The sequence below is a fragment of the Nocardia puris genome, assembly GCF_036051655.1.
Taxonomy (GTDB): domain Bacteria; phylum Actinomycetota; class Actinomycetes; order Mycobacteriales; family Mycobacteriaceae; genus Nocardia; species Nocardia puris.
Genome location: NZ_CP107943.1, coordinates 4,713,116 through 4,731,961 on the forward strand (window position 1 = coordinate 4,713,116; position 18,846 = coordinate 4,731,961).

The 18,846-nt window shown below is 68.8% G+C and carries 17 protein-coding genes; all 17 read left to right on the top strand.

What is annotated here, in order from left to right:
* Window positions 1-11: 11 nt before the first annotated feature.
* The 17 genes from OHB21_RS21675 to OHB21_RS21755 all read left to right on the top strand — a co-directional run bounded on the left by OHB21_RS21675 (window position 12) and on the right by OHB21_RS21755 (window position 17,754).
* Window positions 12-875, top strand: coding sequence for a hypothetical protein (locus OHB21_RS21675; protein WP_067509108.1), 864 nt, complete (start codon window positions 12-14; stop codon window positions 873-875).
* A complete protein-coding gene (locus OHB21_RS21680; RefSeq protein ID WP_067509110.1) occupies window positions 862-1,827 on the top strand; it encodes a hypothetical protein in 966 nt (321 codons plus the stop codon). The genes OHB21_RS21675 and OHB21_RS21680 overlap by 14 nt, the downstream gene beginning before the upstream one ends.
* A gap of 31 nt (window positions 1,828-1,858) precedes the next feature.
* Window positions 1,859-2,785 (top strand): hypothetical protein, encoded by a 927-nt coding sequence (locus OHB21_RS21685; RefSeq protein WP_195126707.1) that lies wholly within the window; start codon window positions 1,859-1,861, stop codon window positions 2,783-2,785.
* Window positions 2,782-3,747, top strand: coding sequence for a hypothetical protein (locus OHB21_RS21690; RefSeq protein ID WP_195126708.1), 966 nt, complete (start codon window positions 2,782-2,784; stop codon window positions 3,745-3,747). Before OHB21_RS21685 ends, OHB21_RS21690 begins: the two co-directional genes overlap by 4 nt.
* Window positions 3,748-3,960: 213 nt before the next feature.
* Window positions 3,961-5,043: a hypothetical protein gene (locus OHB21_RS21695; protein ID WP_195126709.1), complete on the top strand. Its 1,083-nt coding sequence runs from the start codon at window positions 3,961-3,963 to the stop codon at window positions 5,041-5,043.
* Between the two features lie 36 nt (window positions 5,044-5,079).
* Window positions 5,080-6,984, top strand: a complete 1,905-nt coding sequence (locus tag OHB21_RS21700) for a type IV secretory system conjugative DNA transfer family protein (protein WP_084537604.1) — start codon at window positions 5,080-5,082, stop codon at window positions 6,982-6,984.
* 41 nt (window positions 6,985-7,025) lie between these two features.
* Window positions 7,026-7,871: a DUF4913 domain-containing protein gene (locus OHB21_RS21705; protein WP_067509121.1), complete on the top strand. Its 846-nt coding sequence runs from the start codon at window positions 7,026-7,028 to the stop codon at window positions 7,869-7,871.
* A 139-nt stretch (window positions 7,872-8,010) separates the two neighbouring features.
* Window positions 8,011-8,664, top strand: coding sequence for a hypothetical protein (locus OHB21_RS21710; protein ID WP_328435776.1), 654 nt, complete (start codon window positions 8,011-8,013; stop codon window positions 8,662-8,664).
* Window positions 8,665-8,899: 235 nt separating this feature from the next.
* Window positions 8,900-9,835 carry a hypothetical protein gene (locus tag OHB21_RS21715; RefSeq protein ID WP_195126712.1) on the top strand — a complete coding sequence of 312 codons (936 nt, stop codon included), beginning with the start codon at window positions 8,900-8,902 and terminating at the stop codon, window positions 9,833-9,835.
* A 369-nt stretch (window positions 9,836-10,204) separates the two neighbouring features.
* Window positions 10,205-11,110: a hypothetical protein gene (locus OHB21_RS21720; RefSeq protein WP_195126713.1), complete on the top strand. Its 906-nt coding sequence runs from the start codon at window positions 10,205-10,207 to the stop codon at window positions 11,108-11,110.
* A gap of 112 nt (window positions 11,111-11,222) precedes the next feature.
* Window positions 11,223-12,161 carry a hypothetical protein gene (locus OHB21_RS21725; protein WP_195126714.1) on the top strand — a complete coding sequence of 313 codons (939 nt, stop codon included), beginning with the start codon at window positions 11,223-11,225 and terminating at the stop codon, window positions 12,159-12,161.
* 143 nt (window positions 12,162-12,304) lie between these two features.
* Window positions 12,305-13,186, top strand: coding sequence for an MBL fold metallo-hydrolase (locus OHB21_RS21730; RefSeq protein WP_195126715.1), 882 nt, complete (start codon window positions 12,305-12,307; stop codon window positions 13,184-13,186).
* A 75-nt stretch (window positions 13,187-13,261) separates the two neighbouring features.
* On the top strand, window positions 13,262-14,104 hold the full coding sequence (locus OHB21_RS21735; RefSeq protein WP_195126716.1) for a hypothetical protein: 843 nt from the start codon (window positions 13,262-13,264) through the stop codon (window positions 14,102-14,104).
* Between the two features lie 136 nt (window positions 14,105-14,240).
* On the top strand, window positions 14,241-15,182 hold the full coding sequence (locus OHB21_RS21740; protein ID WP_195126717.1) for a hypothetical protein: 942 nt from the start codon (window positions 14,241-14,243) through the stop codon (window positions 15,180-15,182).
* A gap of 221 nt (window positions 15,183-15,403) precedes the next feature.
* Window positions 15,404-15,610: a hypothetical protein gene (locus OHB21_RS21745; protein ID WP_195126718.1), complete on the top strand. Its 207-nt coding sequence runs from the start codon at window positions 15,404-15,406 to the stop codon at window positions 15,608-15,610.
* A gap of 9 nt (window positions 15,611-15,619) precedes the next feature.
* Window positions 15,620-16,258, top strand: coding sequence for a hypothetical protein (locus tag OHB21_RS21750; protein ID WP_195126719.1), 639 nt, complete (start codon window positions 15,620-15,622; stop codon window positions 16,256-16,258).
* A complete protein-coding gene (locus OHB21_RS21755) occupies window positions 16,255-17,754 on the top strand; it encodes a flavin-containing monooxygenase (protein WP_195126720.1) in 1,500 nt (499 codons plus the stop codon). Before OHB21_RS21750 ends, OHB21_RS21755 begins: the two co-directional genes overlap by 4 nt.
* Window positions 17,755-18,846 lie beyond the last annotated feature (1,092 nt).

Below are 18,846 nucleotides of genomic sequence, written 5' to 3' on the forward strand. Positions count from 1 at the left end.
GGTGAGCAGCCGTGGTCTACTACCCTTCCGCGCTGCAAAAACAGCTATTGCATGCCATCCATCACGCTGCCCACGCGGCGGCGCAGATGCGCGCGGAGGGAGCGATGGACGCGCGCGCCGACGTACGCCTCGGTTACGTGATCGATCGTCTCTCGGATACCGCGCTGATCGCGGGCGTGCCGGCGGCGGCGGTGCATTTCGAACGCTTGGCGGGCGAACGGGGCCGCGATTGGGGAGACCATCCCGTTTACCACAGCGACGACTACGCCGACCGCGACGCACACCTGCGCCGATTCGGCGCCCGGCTGGGCACCCTGCACGACCTGGTGGTGCTGCACGCCGTGGTCGAGTCGACCGGACTGATGACCGGCGCGGACGGCGCGGCTTTGCGCGGCAACATGGCCACCGGCTTGAGTGTCCGATGGCAGGTACTGGGTGCGGCCGGACACTGCCTGCGCCTGACCGACAAGGAGATCACGCAGATCTGGTCTGGCTCGGACCGGCACATCAGCATGCGCACCAACGAACTGGCCGAACTGCGGGGCAGTCAACTCGGTGCCCGGTACCTTCCCGTGGCCAAGGGCGACCACCAGTACGACGCCCTGGTCCTGCAGGTCATGAGCGAGAGCGGCGTCACCCACTCCGACCTCACCCGCGTGATGCGCCGGACCCCGGATCAGATCATCGCCGCCACTCGCACCCAGCTCGAAACCCTCAGCACGGCAGAGCATCCCGACACCGCCCTTTCGGTCGGCCAAGCCGTGCTGGCCACCCGCACCGGGTTCGCCGATATCCCGGCGGCCGAGAACGGGCCACCGGAGGTCATCGCGCCGCCGGAGGTATCGATGGAGGTGGTCGGTTATGACCCCGCGTGAGGACGCTGGACGGCTCACGCGCTGGCAGGCGCGGCTGCTGGAACAGATCCAGACTCGTGCCGCCGAATTCCGACGGCGGGCCGACCGAGGACCGGGTGAGGTGCCGCTGACCGCGCACACCGACGCCGACATCGCGCTGGTGCGCTGGCATGCCGGGCTCGCCGACCTGCGAGCGGAGCGGCGCGAGCTGGAAGAACACGCCTACGTCGCCGGTGTGCCCCTGCCGCTGATCGACCTGGCGCGCGATCTCGGGCATGCCGGAATCGCCTGGGAAGACGGTCGACTCGCCCGCGCCATGAATCCGTCCAGACTCGCCCCGCTGGCCGAACAACAGCGTGAGGCGATCGCCATACAGGTCTACGGGATGCAGCGCGCGGCGCTGCTGACCCTGATGGTGGACGGGCGTCACGCCGCCGAACCCGATCTGACCAGAGCGGACGAATGGCTGATGGGCGCGGAGGAGCGAATGTGGCGCAACATGCAGGCTCGGTGGCGCCTGGCCGAGGGCATCGGCGCGGTCGCGGAGCTGACCGAGATCGAGCACACCCAGCTGTGGGACGGAAGTGCCGCCCGCTGGGCCCGCCACGTCGAAGCCCTGCGGACCGGGCGGTCGGAGCTGGATCTGGGGATCGAATACACCAGCGCCGCCCGCGCCTCGGTGGAACAGGCGGCCGACCGGGCGTTGGCGCTGTTCGGTCTACGCGCCGAACAAGCGGGACGCGCCGGGAGCTGGGCCGACGCGCCGCGGCTGCTGCTCGCCGACGCGGAGTCCGCCCTGCTCGCCGCGAGCCAGCATCCGAGTGGGGATCCGTGGCGGACCGATCTGGCGCTGCAGGCGTTCGCGGCGCCCGGACCCGATCGACAGTGGCGAGAGTGGCTCACCGGCCCCGACATCGACCCGACCGTGACAACACCTGGCCCCGACACACCGCACGGGGGGCCCGAACTGTGAACCCGAGAGGCGAAATCGTATGCACAGCAACATGAATCACTCGGAACCGACCGTCACAGCGGCGGCGATGAACGCGGGTCATACAGAGTGGCCGGGTTGGAAGGTGCGGTTGCTGCGCACCTACTACGACACCGCACGCCATGTCGGCATCGTGCTGGTCGACCGGTATCCGGAGCCGACCCGCGAGGACGCCACCCGCGGCGCGTTCGGTGACTGGATGGCCGAGCTCAACGTGGCGACGCTGACGCTGGAACGCCTCCGGCGCCACGGATGCGCGGTGGGCATCCCTGCCACCGACCTGAACCGAGCCGAAGACGACGGTCTCAAGCGACGCGTGTGGGAGGCACCGCGAGCGCCGGACTCGCTGCGACGCGCCGCGGTGGTCGACGAGATCGCCCGGGATATCTGGGTCATGACCCAGATGGCCGCCCTGGCCGCCGAGCATCGCGTCGACCCCTTCCCCGCGCGTGGCTCCCGCATCGGCGAAGCGCTGGTCACCAATGCGCGGCGGATATGGATGTCGGTGTACCGAACGATGGATGAGTGGGGATTGACTGGGGCCGAACGAGATTCGCTGTGGAGTCGTGACGGCACCGGCTGGGCCGCGACGGTGGAGGTGCTGTCGATGTCGGGTCGCGCCGAGCGCCAGGCGGCATGGACCACCTACAGCCATCCGGAACTTCTCGGCCTCGCCGCGCCCCCGGACGAGCTGACCGGCCCGTCCCGCGAATCCGAAGCGGTGTTGGCGATGATCGAGCAAGCGTCCGACGCGTGGCGGCGCGCGCGTGGCGTGCCCGGTCACACCGAAGCTCTGACCTCCCCCCTCACGACGGCGAGTGGCCCGGTGCCGGCGGCCGACCTCGACGCGAGCACTCCGGACCACCACGCCTCGGGGCCCGGGAGGGACACCGCGGAGTTCGAGCGGCCGACGCCGGGGCGGTGGAGTTCCGAACCGTGAACGGCCGAGAAGGAGGCGAGCGCCCACCTACGATCGTCGGCTGGCAGGCCCAGCTGATGCGAACGGTGGAGCACTGGGCGCAGTTGGAGCGGAAGGAAAGAGTGCGTGGCGCAGCCAAATACGCCGCGGAAGCAAGCGACGATGTCCCTGCGGAGGAGGTGGCCGCGGCCGCGCTCGACGCGATCCAAACCCAGCGCGAGCTGGCCGAGCAACTGGCCATCGAAGGCGGAGTCGACCCGGCGTGGGTCCGCGACATCGTCCGGACGGTGTTGCTGGCAGGATCGCCACTGCCTGCCCCGGTGCTGGTGCCCGACCGGCTGATACGCGCCACCGAGGGTGAGCAACTGATCGCGGACCTGCTGCAGGTCGAGCTGTACCACCTCGACCGGATGACCGCGATCGCGGCCGCCATCGAGGACCGGCAGGCGACCGGACGCTGGCTACTGAACATCGGGCCCGAGAAGACTCAAACGTTTATCGATCGGCTACAGCTGCGACATCAGCGGGTGTGCGCCCACGCGGACGCGGTACAGATCACCGGTGACGAGGGACGCCGGCTATGGGGTGACATGGCCGAAGGCGTGCGCCGCCAGCACGCCATCTGGGCGCTGAACGCGACCGAAACCGGCCTGGCCAGTGCGTATGTCAGTTTCACGATGCCCACCGGGGAGCAATCCGTGCCGCCCTACATCGACCCCGGCGATGGTGCCGCGCGCACCACCGATGCGGCGCCGCCGAGTCTGGCGGAGTGGATGCGGGCCGCGCGGATGACCTTCCAAAACGAATTCGTCGCCGCCGCCACCGGACAGACCGCCGACCCCGACTCGCCCGGCACGGATGCCGGGACCGCGATCGCGGCCGCGCTGAGCCCCGATACCGCACTGGCCACTGTGGGCGAAGAACCCACGCCACCACCAGGAGTCGAGCCCCCATCACGTCAGGAGCACGGGATGAGCCCCTGACACGAACCCTCGGCCACACCCGCACGTCATCGTGCGCAGGAAGGCCAGTGGCGCAACAGATTCCCCACGTTCAACTGTACGTATCGCGGTGATCGTCCTCGTCATCGGCTTCGGGTAAGGGGCCGGGCCGACCACCGTTCCGGCATCAGGGACCTCCATCCGCCCCGCATCCACGCGGGCCGGACTTCGTTAGAAACGACGGAGGTCTATCCCGTGAGCACACCATCGGCGTCCACAACGATGCGAGCAGCCTCACGCGACGAGGTCACCGCGGCATTGCGGCAGTACCTCTCCCTGCACGAACTGGCCCGGTACGCCGAAAGCCCGCAACACGCCGACACATTCGCCGCCCAAGCGCGGCAACTGGCGGACACCTACGACCGAAACCCGCAGTGGCGCGAACTGATCGCCGCGCTCAACCTGTGGCGTGGACACGCGCATCTGGCGGAGACGGTCCTCGACGCGCTCAACGGCGACCCTGACGCCGCCGAATCGATCCGGCACAGCCTCCACGTCACCGGCGAACTGACCGGACTGCGGCCCACACCCACCGACGACGCCAGCTTGGACGCAGCCCGCTGGCGCCCGCCACCGACCGTCGCGACCGAAGCCGACAGCGGTCCGGACGTTCGCGGCTCTGTGCTGGACCGGCTGTTCGGGCCCGACCCCGCCGCCCTAGCGCCGCCGGGTCGCATCGACCAGATCGTGGACCGGATCGACGACATCCTCACCACCGAACACCCGGCGGCTGCGTCCGAGCCTGGGGCGATGGCCGACCCCGAGCGCAGTGCGCCGGTCCAGGCCGAACTCGCCAGCGCACCGCAGGCCAGGCGGCTGTCGGCCTTGCGGGAACTGCGCGACCTGGCTGCCGCGCACACACGACAGTCCCGGCAACTCGTCCCCGACCCGCGCCGTCCCGATCAGCTGGGTGTGGAGCCCGCCACGGTCCGCGCGCACGTCGAGACGCTCGAGCTGCTGAACACCGACCTGCGTGCGGCAGCTCACCACGCTTACGCAGCCGGGGCCACGCCAGCTGAGGTGGATCTGGCGCGCCGCGCCGGGCTGGCAGAGGTGCCGTGGTCGGCGCTGTCCGAGCAACTCACCCCTACCGCCTCGCCACCACACCCCGGGGCGAGCACGGTCGCGGCGCGCACGGATCCACCACCACCCCCGCCGTCGACGGCCGCCGCGATCGAGGCCGCCCTGCCGGCGAGCACATCCACGCTCGACACCGCTGTCGACCCCGAGCCCCCCGAGGTCGAGATTCCCGGGTCCGGCTTCGGGGCCGAGCTGTAACCACCTGTCCTCACTGCCTTTCGACACAAGAACTGGATGACAGCGATGTTCGGACGCGAAACCCGCCGCCGCGACCGCGGCGGACACACCGAAGAGACAACGGTGCTGCTGCTGACCGGCGCACTGGTGATCGTACTGGCCGTGGGCTGGGTGGCGCTGATTCTCGGCGGCTGGCTGGCCGGACGGCCCACCGTGGCGAGCCCCCTCACCGGACTGGTCGAGGTCGCCGCCGGAGAGCGGGCATGGCCGTGGCAATCCAGCGTTCTCGCGCTGGTGATGAGCATCGGCGCACTCGGAGCCGGGCGACGCTGGTGGCTCTCGGCAGGCCGTCGCAGCGAAATCGACGCTGCCGCACGCACGATGGCGCGCCCGGCCACGATCAGCCTCGCCCGCGAGGCCGACAACCTGGCCGCCGCCGAACGGCTCCTGGCTGCCGCGCCCCCCGACGTGCGCGCGAATCCGGGACCTTACCTGGGGGAAACCGTCTCCGGCGGAGTGGGGCTGTACCTGCCCGCGGAATTGGGCGCCACGATCTGCGCGGGCACCCGAACCGGGAAAACCATGGCGTGGGCGGTGCCGTTCACGCTGGAGGCGTGGGGTGCGTGCTTGGCCACCAGCAACAAACCGGACCTCTACCGCCACACCCTCGGCGAGCGGGAGCGCCGCGGCCGGGTGTGGCTGTGCGATCTGCAAGGTGTCACGGGCACACCGCAAGTGACGTTCTGGGTGAATCTTCTCGGTCAGGTCAAAGATTTGCCCTCCGCACGCAAACTCGCCTCGTTCTTCGTCTCCGCCTCCACAGGGAGCGCCGCAGAGGCCGCGAACGCCCGAGTGGACTCCTATTTCGACGGAGGCGCGCAGGAACTGTTGGCATTATATATGTTGGCGGCCGCGGTGGGGCGGGGAGATCTGCTGCATGTCGCGGAATGGCTTGGGCGAGACCAGGATCAGACACCAGCGCTGATTCTGCGTCATGCCGGGCACGACCGTGCCGGCGAGCGGATCCTGGAATCGCAAGCGCTGTACGCGCGTCAGCGCGATGGCTTGTACGACATGGCACGCCGGTTCCTGAACGCGCTCACCGACTCCGGGTACGCCAGATTGGTCACCCCGCCGCGGCGGCGGCTGCTGCGGGCCCACGAAGCCGAGAACCTCGGCACCGGTCGCGCGGGAATCGTGGTCGACAACGAGTTCGACGACGAGATCGTGCACGATCTCCCGGAGTTCACACCGGCCGATTTCGTGCAGTCTCGCGGTGACACGCTCTACGCGTTGTCGATGAAGGGCGCCGACAGCGCGACACCGCTGACCGCGGCGCTCGTGGGGCAGATCCTCGAGGCCGCGCTGGAGATCGCGCGGGCCCGCCCTGATGGGCGGCTGCGGATTCCGCTCACGGCGGTGCTCGACGAAGCGGCCAATTGCGCGCAGATCGGCGAATTGCCTTCCTACTACACGTATGCGGGTGGTTGCGGGATCGCGATCATCACGATCCTTCAGGTCCTCGAGCAGGGCGAAGACCTGTGGGGCGTCAACGGATTGAGGACCATGCGCGCCCAGTCGGTGGAGATTTACGGCGGCGGTATCGCCGTGCTCGACTACCTGGAGCAGTGGTCGCGGTTCGTCGGCGATCACGACGTGGCAGACCGGTCCCGCAGCCGCGGACCCGGTGGCACGCAGAAGACCCTCACCTGGCGCGCGGAGCCGATCCTGACCGTGTCCGACCTGGCCGCCCTGCCGAAAGACCGTGCGCTGATTCGTCTTCCGGGTCACAAGCCGCTGCTGGTGCGCAAACGATGGTGGACCGAGAGCCCGCACGCCGAGGCCATCGCGGCATCGCTGGCCCGCTTCGGCGGATCCGGCGGCACCGCGGCGACGGTGACGCTGACCAAGCCCACCGACAACGGCGGCGACGGCGACGGCAGAGAGGTCTGGGCATGGTGAGCGCTACGCCCTCTCCGACCGCGCCGCGGTTCCGGGATTTTGTGCAGTTCGCGCAGGAATGGCTGCTGCCGATGATCGGGGTTCGCCTGGCCGAATCGCACCGCGAGCAGACCTACACCTGGTGCACGCAATGGTGGGCGCACCGCCCGGTGGCGGTGCGAATCGCCCACCTGCACCGCGGGTTCGAGGCGACACGCCGCTCCAAGGTCGGATCGGCGATGAACGCCTACCTGGTGGGGCACGTCGATCCGCATTTCCGGGTGATTCTCGATGCCGCGAACGGGCCGTTGCATCGCTGCACGCGGGCCCGGCATCAGCCACTGGCCTCGCTGGCGTTCGAACCGGTGCCCTACAACTTCTTCGGCACCGCGGTCACACCGCCACCACCACCGCCACCTCCAGCGACCGGCGAGGACGGGGCGAGCGAGCAGAAGACGCCACCGCCGCCGCGGTTCACCGACTTCACCGAGTTCACCGAGCGGTGGTTGCTGCCCATCACCGCGGTGCGCCTGACCGGCAGCTCCCGCGAGGGGAATTACACCTGGTGCCGTCGCTGGTGGGAACACCGGGGCGTGGCCATCCGTTTCGCGGCACTGCACCGCGGGTTCGAAGCGGCTCGCATCGCCGAGGACAAGTCCTCGATGTCGACCTACATCCTGCGTCACATCGACCCCGAGATGCGGGTGATCCTCGATGCCGCCGCCGGGCCCCTGCACCGCTGTACACCCGACATGCACGTCCCCGTGCCGGGACTGCCGTTCCAGCCGCCACCCACCGACTGGTTCCACCTCCCCGGCACCCCGACCCCGGTCGAAGACCTCGGCTTCGGCCCCGATTTCCGCCCCGATTTCCGCACCTTCCACACAGACACAGAGGACTCGAGATGAGCGAAACCGACGCACCCTCGCTGCTCGAGGCGGGGTTCCCGGAGAGTGGCGTTCCTGGGCATTGCGTCTCGGCGAGTTGGGACGACGATGGCCTGCCGGGCTGCGGCCCCACCTGCATGCGGCTCCGGTCGATCGGGAGGTGCTGCTGGATGCCCTGCACGGCGACATCGACCGGCTGCGCGAACTGATGAGACTGGAAGCCGTGGTCCCGACCCTGGCGCCGCCCTCGGACGCGAGACTGGACGCGGTCCTGAGCGCCGGTATCGAGGTGGGGATGAACCGTGCCCTGGCGCTGAGCGACCTGCTCGCGCTGACACCTGGTGAAGCGCAGCGGCTCTGGGGCACAGGCGAATCCGACTGGATCGCCCGCACCACCGACTCCGTCCGGGTGCTCGATCGTGGTGCTCTCACCAGACGCCGAATCCATGCGGCGCGCAGCATCGACCCCGATCACGACACGCAATACCGCGCACTGACCAGGGCGGGAATCCGAGTGCAGGACGGGCGGGCGGTCGTGCCGGTGCACGCCGAACCCGGGGCACTGATCGCCGCCGCGCGAACCGAACTCGGCCGCGACAACCCTGCCGGATCGCCAGCCCCGCTCTCGCCCTGGCCGATCCGAGCGGTGCCCGAGGCGGTCGTGACCGACGTCACCGCGCACGACCCCACCCACCGCGAAGGACAGGAAGATTCTCCAGATCCGACCACGACCGACCCCGGAGGTGACCAATGCAATCCGTGGCCCGAAACCGATCTCGATACCGCTCGATCCAACGATCCGGAGCTGTCGTGACCGGCAGTCCACCACGACTGCGCCCCGACCGCGCCGCACCCGGCGCCCGCGACAGCCACCACACCGTGCCGCACATGCCACCGGCCGTCACAGGACCGAAACAACTCGAGGCCGACACGATACGCAGGGGCGACCAGCCGCGTCGACAGTCGATCCCGCTGCTCGCGGTGACCGCATCGGTAAACCGCGTCCCCCGGGCGCTGCGGGGGACTGCCTCAGCGAGGGAGGCGGCGTGATGGCCAAGCCGACCCCGCTGCAAACGAAAGTGCTGCGCACCCTGGGCGAGTGGCACAGCCTGGCGCGTGAACTCGCCGAGCCGGCCTCGCGATCGGGCTGGCGCGGTGGCCGAGACCGGTCCGTGGAGACAACGGAGGACATCGACACCCTCGTCTCGACCCTCGAGGCGCTCGAGCGGCTCGCCAGCGCGGCCGGTGTGCCCGAAGCCTGGGTACGGGAGGTGGCCGACAGCGCACGCGCAGGACTGATCTGGCACCCCGGCGTCGCACTACCCAAACCCGCGGTGCGCGCCGATCGCGCCACCGTGCTGGCCGGGCTACGCGATGACTGGAGCAAGCTGCGCTGGTACACCGGAGTGGACGCGGCCGCCCACCGTCTGGGCCTGCACGCCGAGGACCCCACCACCGCCGAATCGGTCGAGTTCGTCATGGCGGCGATGTGGCGCCGCAGCGTCGCGGTCGCACGGCTGGCCGGTGTCAGCGGAGCTGAGCCGAAGACGCTGTGGGGCGATACGGGCGCCTGGGTCCGCACGGCCACCGCCGACAGCGCCCGTCTCGATCCCGCCCGGATCAGCGCGGAATGGCGGTCCGCGGCACGATCCCCGTACGGCTGGGACCACGGCTGGGAGGCGATCGCCGCGGAGGAAACCGGAATCCGGCTCACCAGGACCAGAGCGTTCACGCCACCGGCGAGACCCCGCGATTTGGTCGCCCTGATCACCACCGAACTGGACACCGCAGAAGCAGGAGCCGGCACGGCGATCGACGCGGCCGACCTCGGCGGCGCGGCTCGGGAACTACCTGGCAACGACCCTTCCCCGCAGGCGACGTTCAGCCACGCCTCCACACCCCACGCCCCGATCACCGTCGAAAATCTCGAAAATGACACTGGAACAACGGAATTCGTCCAACCCGATGACGGGTACTGGCTGTGACGGACCGGGCGCCCCAAGATCTTGCGGCCACGGCACCGAACGAGGGAGTGAACCAATGACCGACACACAAAGCTGAACCTAGCTCCGCTCGAACCCCGACAGGCGGGCACCGGCATCGGTCACGGGTAAGGACCGCGATGCTCGCCCCGACAAGGCACCAGGGACCTCCCGCCGAGCCCATCGACTCGGACCGAACCCAACACGACGGAGGTCATTCGTGAGCACAGCAGCCCCCGTGCCCGGGACTCCCGGGCACCCTGCCACCACGACACCGAACCCATCGAGCACCCCAAACCCCGGCCGGCCCGCACAGGTCGAAGGCCCCGACAACGCGGATACCGCGGCGGTACGCGTATCGAGGCGGTGGCGGTGATGGTCTCGCACCCGGTGTCACCGGACCATCTGAACATCGTGCAGCGCAGCGTGATCCGGCGACTGAACACCGAACAGCAGCGACTGCACCACGCATTGGCCAGCGCCCGCGACATCGATCGACGCACGCTGTCCAGACTGGAAACCGAGATCGACCGGCAGCACGCGCTGATCCAGCTCGCTCTGGCGGGCGGGATCCCGCCGGAATGGATCGCCGCGACCCAGCAAGTGATGAACCCGGGCGCGCCCGTACGCGAGTTGTCCGAACTACCGACCGGACACGTCGATCGCGCGGACCTGGTCGCCCGCGTGACCCACGACGTCGCGACGTTGCGCACGATCACCGGGCTGGACGCGCGGTACGGGCCAGCGGGCCTCGCCGAGAACCGTCAGGCGGCACGCCGCCTGCACACGGTCATGCGGGACAGACGCGCCGACGCGCTGATCGTCACCAAACTCCTGGGCCTGGAACCGGAGGAAACACGCGAGATCTGGACCAGCGACCCCGGCGCATGGGAGACCGACGCCGCAGCCCGGGTCTCGGGCTTGGATCCCGCTGTCGTGCGCGCACGATGGTATGACGCCGCCGACACCGACACCAGCGGGTTGCGCCGGCGAACCGCCGCGGCGGCGAGCGCGGGCGTGCCTCCCGCCACCGACGTGCCGGTGACCACCCGGCCAACCGATCTGGTGCGCGGCACCCGCACCCGCCTCGACCGGTCCGCGATCATCCACCGCTGGCGAAACCCCTTCCCGGGCACTGCGAGCACAGCCCTACGCGACGCCGGGCTGACCGGCACCCAAGAATGGGATCGGTTCGCCGACGACGCGGCCGAGCCCGCGACCGGCGTCGAGCACGCCACGCCGGGGCCCGATCCCGATCCGATCGGCGGGCCATCATGACCTCCGCCCCGCCCCGCCACGAGACAACCCGTGAGCGCAACGCACGCCGGGACCCCGTTGGTCGAGTCGCCAGAACCACACTGAAGGCCACCATCCGGGCGGGGTGGTCGTGATGACCCATCAGGTCGAGGTTGTGACGCCGACCGCGATGCAGCGCAGAGTGCTCAACCGACTCCGCGCCGCCCACCACCGGCTGCACGGAATCCTCGTCGCGGCTGAATCGGGCTCCGCGCCGATGAATCACACGGAGTATGCGGCCCTGGAAGCCGCGATCAGCGCACACAACCACCTCCTGGAGCTCGCGCGCGCTGGGGGCGTGGCACCGGAGTGGATCGCCGCGATGCAGTCCTACGCCGAGCGCGGCGGGCGATGGATGCAGTATCGGGCGGTGCCGGTGGGGCGCGTGTACCGGGACTCACTGCTCACCGCCGTGAGCGCGGACGTGAGCGTGCTACGGGAGATGACCGCGCTCAACGCTCGCCACGGTGTCCTCGGCGCCCGTGAAGATCCCCGGTTGGCACGGCAATTCGACCACGCGATGACCGACATCAGATCCTACGCGTTGGTGATCACGCGACTGCTGCGGCTGGATCGCGACGAGATGCGCCAGGTCTGGACCCGCGGCCCGCGGGAGTGGATCGGCCGGGGCGCGGCCATGGTGCGCGATCTGGACGACGACACCGCGCGCACCGCGTGGATCACCGCCGCGCGACGCGACACCGGCATGTACCGGCGACGGGTCCACGCCGCCGCCAGCGCGGGAGTGCACCCCCTCGACGCCACCACGGTCCGCACCAGCAACGCAGACCTCACCCGAGATATCCGCACGGCACTGGCCCGAGCGGCCGATATCGAATCCGTCACGGGCCCAGCCTCTGCCGCCGATGCGGGGACAGCGATCGCCGCAGCCAACCTCACCGGCACCGCACCCCACACCGTCACCCGCGCAGACGCCGACACCGAACCGGATCACGACAACCCGTACTGGGTGGTGCCCGACACCGGACTCGGGACGGCGCCACCCGGGCTCGACGCCGCGGAACGGCCGTGACCAGCCGACGCGCCGCGCCCCACGCCCCTCCCGGGCCGAAATCGCCCCAGACGACGACCGCGTGGAACCGGAACCCACAGCGCGCTCGCCATCCCAACCCACACGAAAACCCTCTAACCCGCACAATCACGGAGGAACCACTCATGGCTCAGCTATCCCATTCAGCGACAACCCAATTCACCCGACCGGGCGCTCAGCGCTCGATCTTCATCGGCGATCTGCGCGTGACCTACCTGCCCGACGGAGTCGGGCTCCTCAACCCCGGCATGTGGCTGCCCGGCGCGAGTGAGGACCTGTGGATCGACCACGCCCACCTCATCGACCCCGACGGCTGGCTCACCGCCAGCCTCGGCGCCCTGCTGATTGAACACGGTGACCGGGCCATGCTGATCGACACCGGCTTCGGGCCACTCAGCGTCCCCACCGACGTCGGCACCCTACACGGCGGCGGACTGCTCGACAGCCTCGCCGCAGCCGGGAAGAACCCCGCAGACATCGAGCTGATCGCGGTGACCCACCTGCACCTCGACCACATCGGCTGGCTGTGCCTGACCCCGGAACCCGGGCCCTTCGCCCACAGCCGCGTCGTAGTCGGGGAAACCGAGTGGGCCAGAACAGATCTCGCGATCGCTGACGGCACCGCGCAAGTCTTCCTGGATCGATTCAGTAGGCAGGTCACGACCATCACCGCCGGAGAGGAGATCTTTCCCGGCGTGCGAGCGATCGCCCTGCCCGGACACAGCCTCGGCCACACCGGCTATCTGGTCACCTCCCGAGGGCAGCGGCTGGCCGCGATCGGTGACGCCCTCACCACGCCGCTACAGGTGACCCACCCCGACCTGACCGCCGCCCCCGACGACGACCCGATCGCCTCGCGCAGAACCGCGGCCCGGCTCATCGACGACCTCGCCGCGCCCGGAACCCTCGGATTCGCCGTGCATTTCGCCGACGCCCAATTCGGTCACATCACCCACCACACCACCGACGGCTACCGCTGGAACCCCCACGCTCCGGGTCTCCGATGACACCAGCGACAGGACCTAAAAAGTGAACTACCACAACCCATTACGCCACAGCCCCGAACGAAGGGGGTCGTGCTGATGGCTGAGTTGCGCGACTGGCAAGCGCGCCTGGCCCGCCGAGCGTTCGGCGAGGCGATCCTGTTCTACTACCTGCTCGAGGAGGGGTTCCCTCGGGCTCGGCCCGGCGGGGATCGCGGTGCACTGCACGCCTGGCGAGACGAACTGCATGAACGCGGCGCGGCACGGCTGGCTCTCTACGTCCGCGCCGAAGGACAGGGAATCCCGGTCGAACTGATTCGCACGATCGATCGGGAAGCCTCCCATGGCGCCACGAACGCGGATTGGCTGCCGCCCGGCGATTCTCCGCAGCATCCGGTGGCTCGCCGCGCCGTCGACGGCATCGCAGAACGCATGTGGAGCATTGTCGAGATGTCGACCGCCGCACAGGCCGATCATTCATGGTTCGCCCCAGGGCTGCCCGCCGACGTGCGCCACCAACTCCGCGAGAACGTGACAACGCTGCGCGAAACCATTGTCGCGCTCGCCTATTCGGGGCAACTCGGTGCTGCCGACCTCGCAGGACTCATTCCTGCCACCGAGGACGGCTGGGAACTCGCGGTGAGATCAGCGGTGTTCAACTTCAGCCGCACCCGGTTGCGTGAACGATGGCGCACGCTGTCGTGGCTCGACGACGCCGACGACGCCGACGAGGCCGCAGTGCGCGCCGGCGCGGGTGTGAGGGCGGAAGATCTGCCTACCGACGTCTTGGTCCCCAGCGTGGAAGAACTGCACCATCTGGTGGGCAGGGCGGTCGCGACACTGGATCTCAAAGGCCTGGCCCGAGGGGCTGTCATCCCGGATCTGACCTTCGACCCGACCGATGCCATCTGGCCGGATGCGGGCTTCGACATGGGCCTCTAGCGCCAGGCGATCGCATGAATCCGGACATCATCGAGCGCCGAACCGCCGGTGCGAGGCCGGCGCGGGACTCGGCCGGCCGGCGTGATCGGCGCGCCGCGCGTACACGACGCCACCCCGACACCGAGCGGGGGCGCTCATGGCGATGAAGGGCGCACCGCAGCCGCCGTGGGTGAAGGCCGCGCACCTGGCATCAGGTCAGGTGCTGGATCTGCGGAGGATCCAGGAATTGGCCGCCGAGGCCGGTCGGCTGCGCAGCGCCCGGGCCGTGCCGGGACACGGTGATCCCACGGCGGAGCGGCAGGCGGACCGGATCGACCTCGCCCGCCGCGATGTCGAGCGCGATGCCGTCGATCGGGGCGCCCCTCGGGCGTGGGTGGCTCGCGCTCGCGCCGCCGGCCGCGAGGGTCGCCCATGGTCGCCGACGCAGACGTTCCCGACGCCGCTGTGGGTGCCGCAGCGCGGCTCGTGGCCGCGCGTGCGGGCCGACCGGGCAGCAGTGATCGAGATGGTCGCCCTGGCGGTGGTCCGCGAACGGCACCTGGGCATCGACGACATCGCCGGCGACCCCGATTCCGTCGCGGCGCGGCAACTACGCCGAAACGCCGTCGCCGCCTACGTACGCGCTCAGGTCACCGCGGCAACGCTGTCGAAACCCCCGACCCGAGACGTCCCGGTGTGGAAGCCCGACGCCGGGATGCTGGCAGCGGCGATCGAGAACCATATCGGCGAACCCATAGGCGAGGTCGTGGCGGCATGGCGCGAATACACCACTCCGAGAATTGCCGACACCCTACGCAGCTCGGTGATCGGACTCCGCCGTCGGCGCGGAGCCCCGACATTGACCGAACCGGACGGCCACACCGCGCCCGTGAACGAATTGTTCGCCACCGCACGCGAACTCGCCGCCGACTTACACGACAGCGTGACCCAGCCCGGCGTCGGTGCCGCGATCGAGGCGGCGCTGCCCCCCGAACTCAGCCACGCATGGGACACCACCCACGACCCAACTCCGGACCCCGGGATGGATGACCACGGGATGGATACAGCACAACCACCGGTACCCGGAGCAGAACCGTGACGTCCCGCAATCAGCAGACCACACCACACGCCCACACAAACCGGTCTTCGACCACCGCGCACGTCACAGGACGGGCGGGGACAGGAAAGTTCGACCTACACCGCCGCCCCGCCCCGCTGGGTGGCTGGATTTCGGGGACCTCGAACGAAAATAGGCCCCGCACAGCGTCGGCCCCACGACAGGTCGCCGCGTGCGCGGAAGATCGGCAAAAGGAAATTTCCATGAATCGACTGCACATGAAAATTCTTGCGGCAATCCATGCGGAAGCCAGTGCGGGGTCGCTGGTGGGCGGCATGGAAATGGCCGCCTTGTCGGGCGGGGTCCCGCAGAATTGGATAGCTCACGCTCGCCTGCTCGGCGAGCAGGGCGGCCGCTGGGACCCGAAATCGTTGCCGACCGCCAGCGGTCCCAACAACCGGCAAAGGTAGCTGGATGCGTTGCTCGGCGATATCCGCGATCTGCGTCGATACATGGTAACCGAGGCCGCTCACCGGGTCCTGCATCCCCCCGAAGATCTTGCGGCGGCGGCAAGCATGGAGCGCGCTGTGACGGTGATGCACGCCCGCGCCGTCGTCATCACCGCACTGCTGCATTCGGATGCCCCTGACGAACAAGCGGTCATGTCGGGGATTTGGGGCCACAGCGCAGACCGCTGGGTTACTGTCGGGTTCGCCCGCGCCGTCAAGAAATCCGCTGCTGAGATCCACGATCTGTGGACAAGACTCGCTGCGCGGGACATCGGCCGCGTGGGCCGTCAACATTTCGGCCTCAACAAGGCAGGGCTGCCTGCCGACTATTTCCTCGAACTCATTCCAATGAAACGATCTCCGCACGACATCGTCGAGCGCATCGCGGAACGGTTGGCGCAGATTTCCACGACGGACTACCGAGACGCATGGAAGTCGGCGACAACGCAGACCGCCGAGCACTCCGCGTCGATGAATACCGCTGCCGGTGAACCGCCTCGTGCAGATTACGTGCCGTACGCCGGGACCGACGCGAGAGGCACCGACACCGGCGTCGAATGGTCAGGTCAGGTCATATTCAGCGATCTCGACAGTGGGTATTCACTATGACCGGGCGGCTGTCATCGACCGCGACCGGCCGACCGCGGCGATCCCATCGCTACCAGCTCGTGGTCGTCGGCGCGGGTTTCGGCGGGATCGGCATGGCAGCGGCGTTGCGGGCCTCCGAAGTCGTCGACGACAACTTTCTACTGGTCGACGCCGGGTCAGACATCGGCGGCGTATGGCGGGACAACACCTATCCCGGATGTTCCTGCGATGTCCCGGCGCACCTGTACTCCTATTCGCACTCGCCCTATCGCGACGCCACCGTGCGTTACCCCGGCCAGGCCGCCACCCTGGACTACCTGCGAGGAGTGGCAGAAGCGAACTCGCTCGCTCCGGTCCTGCGGCTGAACACCGCGATCAGCGCCGCGACCTACCACGAACCCGGGTACTGGGACCTGACCACCGCCAGCGGGGAAGCGATCAGCACGGATATCGTGGTGTTCGCGGTCGGACAGCTGCACCGGCCGAAGCTACCCGACATTCCCGGACGTGAGTCCTTCGCCGGGCCAGCGTTCCACACAGCACGATGGGACCACCGTGTCGATCTCACCGACCGGGACGTGACCGTCATCGGCACCGGATCCAGTGCAGCGCAGATCCTTCCGCACGTCGCCGAACGGGCCGAACGCGTGCGACTGTATCAGCGCAATCCGCATTGGGTTATGCCCAAACCGGGCGACGATTTCGGCCCGATGTCGCAGGCTGCGCTGAGAATCCCTGGGGCGCACGCACTCTACCGCTGTGCGCTCGACCTCGCCGCAGACGTGGTGCTGGCACCGATCATGCGCCGTGGCTGGTCGGCGGTACCCGCCGAGCGCATGGCGCGCCGATATCTGCGTCGAACCATCACAGACCCGCGACTGCGCCAGCAGCTGACGCCCGATTACCCGATCGGCGGCAAGCGCATCATCCTCGACAGCCGGTACTACCCGACCCTCAACCGGGAAAATGTCGAACTGGTCACCGAACCCATCACCGCGATCACACCCACCGGCGTCGCCACCACCGACCGCCACCGCCGCGCCGAGGTCATCATCTACGCCACAGGATTTCACGCGACAGATTTTCTGGCGCCGATCACGGTACGTGGCCGAGACGGCCGCGTACTCGCGCACCAATGGCGGAGCGGGCCAACTGCGTTCCTGGGCACGCTCATCGAGGGATACCCCAACCTGTTTCTGCTCGCGGGCCCCAACACGTTCAGCCCCGCGCACAGCAATCCGGCCATGAAAGAACACCAGATCGACTACATCATCCAAGCACTGCGGTGGCGACGCGAAATCGGAGCACAAGCCATCGAGGTCGACGTCGAGGTCGCCGAGGACTACCAGCGTCGCCTCGACCACGCACTGAGCACGACCGTGTGGACCGCCACACCCAGCTGGTTCACACACAGCAGCGGCCGTCTCACCAACCCGTGGCCCAGCAGCCGACGCGCGTTCGCCCACGCCTTGCGCACACCGTGGAGGCACCTGCGACCGATCCCGACCACGGGCTGACCGCACGCCTGCGCCTACGACGTGACCGAGTCGTCCCAGTCCGGGGGCGGGGCAAGTGCGACCATGGAGGCCGCGAGCTCGCCGTGGGCCGGATCATTCGGCGACAGCTCTCGCAACGCGCTGCGGAGCAGTCGCCTCGTGCGCCGCGAGTGGAATCGATCGCCGTGGGGACCGTATCGGAGCCCGGCGCGGAAATCCCGCAACCGCTGCTCGGCGTTTTGTGGAGTCACACGCCATCGCTTCCACCGCGGATTCCGAGCAACACTCCGCCACAAGGATGCGACAGGAAGTTCGGCTCCATCGGGGTCCTCGCGTGTCGCGGCGACAGCCACATTGAGCAACGACTCGTCGTAGCTCTCCAGAAACAGGTCCCGAACCCGGATAGGCAAAGACCAACGGGCAAGGCGCTTGCGGCGAACCGGCGACGCACCAGGTTTCACGAGATTGGTTCCCCCTTGTCGATCGTCACCGTCAGAATTCCTCACCTACGATCGTAGCGGGCGTTTCGGCGACGGGTCGGCGACGAACGTTCACTCACGAGGAAGGACTGCAAACGCTGCACGCTGCACGAGTCGGTCAAATGGTAGCCCGCCTGCCATGATTCGAAAATGGGCCCGCCCGGATGCGTGCGCTGCTTGCAGGCGAATTCTGTTCCGATTGTCACGCATGCGGGTACGCGCCGGGAATTGCGATCGACGACGATCGCTTCACCGGCGCGGTCCGAGGGGCTGTTGTGCCGTTGGTGCAACAACGGGTCGAACTCTGCGGGCGCCCGAGCGGTTGCCGGTGGGGCGACTACTTGGCGCATCCGCCCACCGCGAAATTCGACCTGATCACCCGCGCAGAGGCAAGCCACGGAGACTGCAAGTTACGGCCAACGTGTGGAAGCCCCTTCGCGTTGACCCCTTCGAGTGGGAGACCCTACTGCGGGCATGCGGCCAGCCCGCCACCGTCATGACGGTATTTCGTACCGGTGCCCTTGACTATGTTGCGCGCTGTGCGTGCCCTGTGGTGTGGGTCGCTGCCAATCGCTGGCGAACTCGGCATCCGGTGGAGCAGTGGCGATGCAGAGATGCGGCCTTGTCGACTTCC

Bases quoted from the DNA above. Each gene is read 5' to 3' on its own strand.
- OHB21_RS21680 (WP_067509110.1), top strand. From the start codon at position 862: ATGACCCCGCGTGAGGACGCTGGACGGCTCACGCGCTGGCAGGCGCGG.
- OHB21_RS21685 (WP_195126707.1), top strand. From the start codon at position 1,859: ATGAATCACTCGGAACCGACCGTCACAGCGGCGGCGATGAACGCGGGT.
- OHB21_RS21700 (WP_084537604.1), top strand. From the start codon at position 5,080: ATGACAGCGATGTTCGGACGCGAAACCCGCCGCCGCGACCGCGGCGGA.
- OHB21_RS21715 (WP_195126712.1), top strand. From the start codon at position 8,900: ATGGCCAAGCCGACCCCGCTGCAAACGAAAGTGCTGCGCACCCTGGGC.
- OHB21_RS21725 (WP_195126714.1), top strand. From the start codon at position 11,223: ATGACCCATCAGGTCGAGGTTGTGACGCCGACCGCGATGCAGCGCAGA.
- OHB21_RS21730 (WP_195126715.1), top strand. From the start codon at position 12,305: ATGGCTCAGCTATCCCATTCAGCGACAACCCAATTCACCCGACCGGGC.
- OHB21_RS21735 (WP_195126716.1), top strand. From the start codon at position 13,262: ATGGCTGAGTTGCGCGACTGGCAAGCGCGCCTGGCCCGCCGAGCGTTC.
- OHB21_RS21740 (WP_195126717.1), top strand. From the start codon at position 14,241: ATGGCGATGAAGGGCGCACCGCAGCCGCCGTGGGTGAAGGCCGCGCAC.
- OHB21_RS21745 (WP_195126718.1), top strand. From the start codon at position 15,404: ATGAATCGACTGCACATGAAAATTCTTGCGGCAATCCATGCGGAAGCC.
- OHB21_RS21755 (WP_195126720.1), top strand. From the start codon at position 16,255: ATGACCGGGCGGCTGTCATCGACCGCGACCGGCCGACCGCGGCGATCC.